This window comes from Streptomyces sp. ActVer, from assembly GCF_027270795.1.
GTDB classification, from domain to species: Bacteria; Actinomycetota; Actinomycetes; order Streptomycetales; family Streptomycetaceae; genus Streptomyces; species Streptomyces umbrinus_A.
In genome coordinates, this window is sequence record NZ_JAPWHT010000591.1 from 1 (window position 1) to 5,296 (window position 5,296).

Genomic DNA, 5,296 nt, shown 5'->3' on the forward strand with positions numbered 1-5,296 from the left:
CTTGACCGCGGCCATGCCGTTGCGTTCGATGCAGGGGATCTGGACGAGGCCGCCGACCGGGTCGCAGGTGAGGCCGAGGTTGTGTTCCATGCCGATCTCCGCGGCGTTCTCGACCTGTTCGGGAGAGCCGCCGAGCACCTCCGCCAGCGCGCCCGCAGCCATCGAGCAGGCCGAGCCGACCTCGCCCTGGCAGCCGACCTCGGCGCCGGAGATGGACGCGTTCTCCTTGAAGAGCATGCCGATGGCGCCTGCGGCGAGCAGGAAGCGTACGACTCCCTCCTCGTCCGCGCCGGGCACGAAGTTGATGTAGTAGTGCAGGACCGCCGGGATGATGCCGGCCGCGCCGTTCGTCGGGGCGGTCACGACGCGGCCGCCCGCCGCGTTCTCCTCGTTCACCGCCATCGCGTACAGCGTGATCCACTCCATGGCGTGGGCCAACGGGTCGCCCTCGGCGCGCAGTTGACGGGCCGACATGGCCGCGCGGCGGCGGACCCTGAGGCCGCCGGGCAGGATGCCCTCGCGGGACATGCCGCGCGAGACGCACGCCTGCATCACCCGCCAGATCGCGAGCAGCCCCTCGCGGATCTCGTCCTCGGTGCGCCAGGCCCGCTCGTTCTCCAGCATCAGGGCGGAGATCGACAGGCCCGTCTCGCGGGTGAGGCGCAGCAGCTCGTCGCCCGTGCGGAAGGGGTACTTGAGGACCGTGTCGTCCAGCTTGATGCGGTCCGCGCCCACCGCGTCCTCGTCGACGACGAACCCGCCGCCCACCGAGTAGTACGTCTTCGACAGCAGCTCGGCGCCCGAGGCGTCGTGCGCCCACAGCGTCATGCCGTTCGCGTGGTACGGCAGCGTCTTGCGGCGGTGCAGGACCAGATCGTCGTCGAAGGAGAAGTTGATCTCCTGGTCGCCGAGCAGGGCGATGCGGCCCGACGACTTGATCTGCTCGACCCGGTCGTCGGCCCCCTCCACGTCCACCGTGCGCGGCGAGGCGCCCTCCAGGCCGAGCAGCACCGCCTTGGGGGTGCCGTGGCCGTGTCCGGTCGCGCCCAGTGAGCCGTACAGCTCGGCGCGTACCGAGGTCACGGAGGACAGGACGTCCTCGGTGCGCAGGCGGCGGGCGAACATCCGCGCGGCGCGCATCGGGCCGACCGTGTGGGAGCTGGACGGGCCGATGCCGATCGAGAACAGGTCGAAGACCGAGATGGCCACGGGGACTCCTCAAAGCGGGGGTGGTGCAGAAGAACGAAAGGCGCGAAGCGCCGCGACCAGGGCGGTGGTGGTGGGTGTCGGGCGGGCGGGGCACCGCGCACACCTTCCAGTGTGCGCGGTGCCCCGGTGAAACGGGACTACTGGCCCAGACCGGGGTACAGCGGGTGCTTCTCCGCCAGTGCGGACACCCGGGCCTTCAGTACCTGGGCGTCGGCCTTCCCGAAGGTCGCGGGGGCCTTCAGCGCCTCGGCGATGACGTCCGCGACCTCGGCGAAGTCCTCGGCGGTGAAGCCGCGGGTGGCGAGGGCGGGCGTGCCGATCCGCAGGCCGGAGGTGACCATCGGCGGGCGGGGGTCGTTCGGGACGGCGTTGCGGTTGACCGTGATGCCGACCTCGTGGAGGCGGTCCTCGGCCTGCTGGCCGTCCAGCTCCGAGTCGCGCAGGTCGACCAGGATCAGGTGGACGTCCGTGCCGCCGGAGAGGACGTTCACGCCGGCCGCGCGAGTGTCGGGCGCGGTGAGCCGCTCGGCGAGGATCCGGGCGCCCTCGACCGTACGGCGCTGACGCTCCTTGAAGTCCTCCGAGGCCGCGACCTTGAAGGAGACGGCCTTGGCCGCGATCACGTGCTCCAGGGGGCCGCCCTGGAAGCCCGGGAAGACGGACGAGTTGAGCTTCTTCGCGAAGGCCTTCTTGGCGAGGATGATGCCGCCGCGGGGCCCGCCCAGTGTCTTGTGGGTGGTGGAGGTGACCACGTCCGCGTGCTCCACCGGGTTCGGGTGGAGACCGGCCGCGACCAGACCCGCGAAGTGCGCCATGTCGACCCACAGGTAGGCCTCGACCTCGTCCGCGATACGGCGGAACTCGGCGAAGTCGAGCTGTCGCGGGTACGCCGACCAGCCCGCGATGATCACCTTCGGGCGGTGCTCCTTGGCGAGCCGCTCGACCTCGGCCATGTCGACCAGGCCGGCCTCGTCCACGTGGTAGGCGACCACGTTGAACTGCTTGCCGGAGAAGTTGAGCCGCATCCCGTGGGTCAGGTGGCCGCCGTGGGCCAGGTCGAGACCGAGGATGGTGTCGCCGGGCTGGGCCAGCGCGAAGAGCGCGGCCTGGTTGGCGGAGGCGCCCGAGTGGGGCTGGACGTTGGCGTACTCGGCGCCGAACAGCTCCTTGACCCGGTCGATGGCGATCTGCTCGGCGACGTCGACGTGCTCGCAGCCGCCGTAGTAGCGGCGGCCGGGGTAGCCCTCGGCGTACTTGTTGGTGAGGACCGAGCCCTGGGCCTCCATGACGGCGACCGGGGCGAAGTTCTCCGAGGCGATCATTTCGAGGGTGGACTGCTGACGGTTCAGCTCGGCGTCGACGGCGGCGGCGATGTCCGGGTCGAGCTCGTGGAGGGACTGGTTCAGAAGCGACATCGGTCAGGAGTCCTTAGCTGCCGGAGAATTCGGTGTACTCGTCCGCGGAGAGCAGGTCCTTCGGCTCCTCCGCGACCCGTACCTTGAACAGCCAGCCGCCCTCGAACGGGGCGGTGTTCACCAGCGCGGGGTCGTCCACGACGTCCTGGTTGATCTCGGTGATCTCACCGGAGACGGGCGAGTACAGATCGCTCACGGACTTGGTCGACTCCAGCTCGCCGCAGGTCTCGCCCGCGGTCACCGTGTCACCGACCTCCGGGAGCTGGACGTACACCACATCGCCGAGCGCGTTGGCCGCGTGCTCCGTGATGCCGACCGTCGAGACGCCGTCCTCGGCGCCCGACAGCCACTCGTGCTCCTTGCTGTAGCGCAGCTGCTGGGGGTTGCTCATGGCCTGAATTCTCCTGTACGCGGGGGAGTGCTGATGCAGGGGGACTGGGGGTGACCTGGGCGGATGTGCTCAGGGTCACTTCTGACGCTGTCGACCGGTGTCGCGCAGGGCCTGCGAACCGGTGTCGCTTCCGACGCCTTTGGACCGGTGCCGCTTCTGACGCCCACGGTCCGGTGTCACTTCTGATCCTTGCGGACCAGTGTCACTTCTGGCGCTTGTAGAAGGGCAGCGCCACGACCTCGTACGGCTCGTGGCTGCCCCGGATGTCCACGCCGACACCGGGCGTGCCGGGTGCGGAGTGCGCGGCGTCGACGTACGCCATCGCGATCGGCTTGCCCAGGGTGGGTGAGGGTGCGCCGGAGGTGACCTCGCCGACGACCTTGCCGTCGGCGACGACCGGGTATCCGGCGCGTGGCACGCGGCGGCCCTCGGCGATCAGGCCGACGAGGACGCGCGGGGGCTGCGACTCGGCCCGGGCGGCGGCCCCGGTCAGCGCCTCGCGCCCCACGAAGTCGCCCTCCTTCTCGAACTTCACGACCCGGCCGAGCCCCGCGTCGAACGGGGTGAGCGCGGTGCTCAGCTCATGCCCGTACAGCGGCATGCCCGCCTCCAGGCGCAGGGTGTCCCGGCAGGAGAGGCCGCAGGGGACGAGCCCGACCGGGGTGCCCGCGTCGGTCAGCGCCTGCCACAGCTTCTCGGCGTCGGCCGGGGCCACGAACAGCTCGAAGCCGTCCTCGCCGGTGTAGCCGGTGCGCGCGATCAGGGCCGGGACGCCGGCGACGGTGCCGGGCAGGCCGGCGTAGTACTTCAGTCCGTCCAGGTCGGCGTCGGTGAGGGACTTGAGGATGCCGGGGGACTCGGGTCCCTGGATCGCGAGCAGGGCGTACGCGTCACGGTCGTCGCGGACCTCGGCGTCGAAGCCCCCGGCCCGCTCCACGAGCGCGTCCAGCACGGTCTGGGCGTTGGAGGCGTTGGCGACGACCATGTACGTGGTCTCCGCGAGCCGGTAGACGATCAGGTCGTCGAGGATGCCGCCGTCGGCCCGGCAGATCATGGTGTAGCGGGCCCGGCCGGGCTTCACGCCCCCGATGTTGCCGACCAGCGCGAAGTCGAGCAGCGCGGCCGCCTGGGGCCCGGTGACGGTGATCTCGCCCATGTGGGAGAGGTCGAAGAGTCCGGCCTTCGTCCGTACGGCGAGGTGCTCGTCGCGCTCGGAGCCGTACCGCAGGGGCATGTCCCAGCCGGCGAAATCGGTCATCGTCGCGCCGAGCGAACGATGGAGGGCGTCGAGCGCGGTGTGGCGCGGGTCGACGGGGGCGTTACTGCTCACGGTGGGGCTCCCAAGGCATGACGGCGAGGTCGTTCCTCCCCATCTGTCATCGGAACCTGAGAGGTTCGCCGTGACCACCGGTCGTACGGGACGGTCACTGACTTGCACCTTGGGTGGAGCCGACGCCCTGGTGACAGGGAAGAAGGCCCGCTTTTCAGATGTGCCTCGCCCGCGCGGTAACGGTGCCTGAGAGATTCAAGGGAGGGACTTGCTCCTTCGGCGCCCGGACCACGTACGCAAAAACGTGTCCGGAACTCTCCCGCGCGGATTCAAGCGGCCGGTATGCAGTTGGCGGGCACATCATTGCACGCATCGGAGCGGCGCGGCAGGGGACTCTTCGCGAGGGGGCGGTGTACGGCGTCGCGGGCCGGCCGCACGGCGTCCGCACAGGGTCCACAGGCATCCACAGCGATCTGTGACGGGGCTGTGGCAGGACGGGAACAGAAATGAGGGGACCAGCGCATTACCTTCTCTTTACACTCGACGGGGATGGGTCTCCCGACCCGATGGGGAGGACGATCAGGGTGAACAGGACCACGGCGTACGCCACGAGCGCGGCCATCGCGCTGCCCAAGCAGCCCACTGCCCCGGCCGGGGAGGCGTGCGGCCCGCTTCCGGCGCCTGTCGTCCGCGATCTGCGGGAGCGCGCGGGACACAGTCCGCACGGTCTGCGCTTCGGCAAGGCCGACCTGGTGGTGGTCACGGGCCTGCCCGGCAGCGGCAAGTCGACCCTGATGCGCCGGGCGGTGGCGGGCCGCCGCATCGACTCCCAGGACACCCGCGACCGCTGGGACGGCAGGCTGGCCCGCTTCCTGCCGTACGCGGTCTACCGGCCCCTGGTCCGCGCCGCGCACTACGCGGGCCTGCGCCGGGCCCTGCGGTCCGGAGAGGGGGTCGTGGTGCACGACTGCGGGACGCAGGCCTGGGTGCGCAGCTGGCTGGCCCGGGACG

General features: G+C 70.7%; 5 protein-coding genes and 1 riboswitch. Of the genes, 1 reads left to right on the plus strand and 4 read right to left on the minus strand.

What is annotated here, in order from left to right:
- The 4 genes from O3Q52_RS48280 to gcvT form a co-directional block, all read right to left on the minus strand.
- The coding region (locus tag O3Q52_RS48280) for an L-serine ammonia-lyase (protein ID WP_269654802.1) at positions 1-1,209 on the minus strand (1,209 nt) is incomplete at its 3' end.
- A 137-nt stretch (positions 1,210-1,346) separates the two neighbouring features.
- Positions 1,347-2,624, minus strand: coding sequence for a serine hydroxymethyltransferase (glyA, locus tag O3Q52_RS48285; RefSeq protein ID WP_269654803.1), 1,278 nt, complete (start codon positions 2,622-2,624; stop codon positions 1,347-1,349).
- A gap of 13 nt (positions 2,625-2,637) precedes the next feature.
- Entirely contained in the window at positions 2,638-3,015 is a 378-nt protein-coding gene (gcvH, locus tag O3Q52_RS48290; protein WP_143640549.1) for a glycine cleavage system protein GcvH, read from the minus strand.
- A gap of 202 nt (positions 3,016-3,217) precedes the next feature.
- Positions 3,218-4,345 carry a glycine cleavage system aminomethyltransferase GcvT gene (gcvT, locus tag O3Q52_RS48295; protein WP_269654804.1) on the minus strand — a complete coding sequence of 376 codons (1,128 nt, stop codon included), beginning with the start codon at positions 4,343-4,345 and terminating at the stop codon, positions 3,218-3,220.
- Between the two features lie 164 nt (positions 4,346-4,509).
- Positions 4,510-4,617, minus strand: a riboswitch (glycine riboswitch).
- Positions 4,618-4,869: 252 nt separating this feature from the next.
- On the opposite strand from gcvT, the gene O3Q52_RS48300 reads away from it, so the two are divergent.
- The coding region (locus O3Q52_RS48300; protein ID WP_332113014.1) for an AAA family ATPase at positions 4,870-5,296 on the plus strand (427 nt) is incomplete at its 3' end.

What these genes read in the sequence shown, in the direction of transcription:
- gcvH (WP_143640549.1), bottom strand. Translation starts at nt 3,015, where the DNA reads ATGAGCAACCCCCAGCAGCTGCGCTACAGCAAGGAGCACGAGTGGCTG.
- glyA (WP_269654803.1), bottom strand. Translation starts at nt 2,624, where the DNA reads ATGTCGCTTCTGAACCAGTCCCTCCACGAGCTCGACCCGGACATCGCC.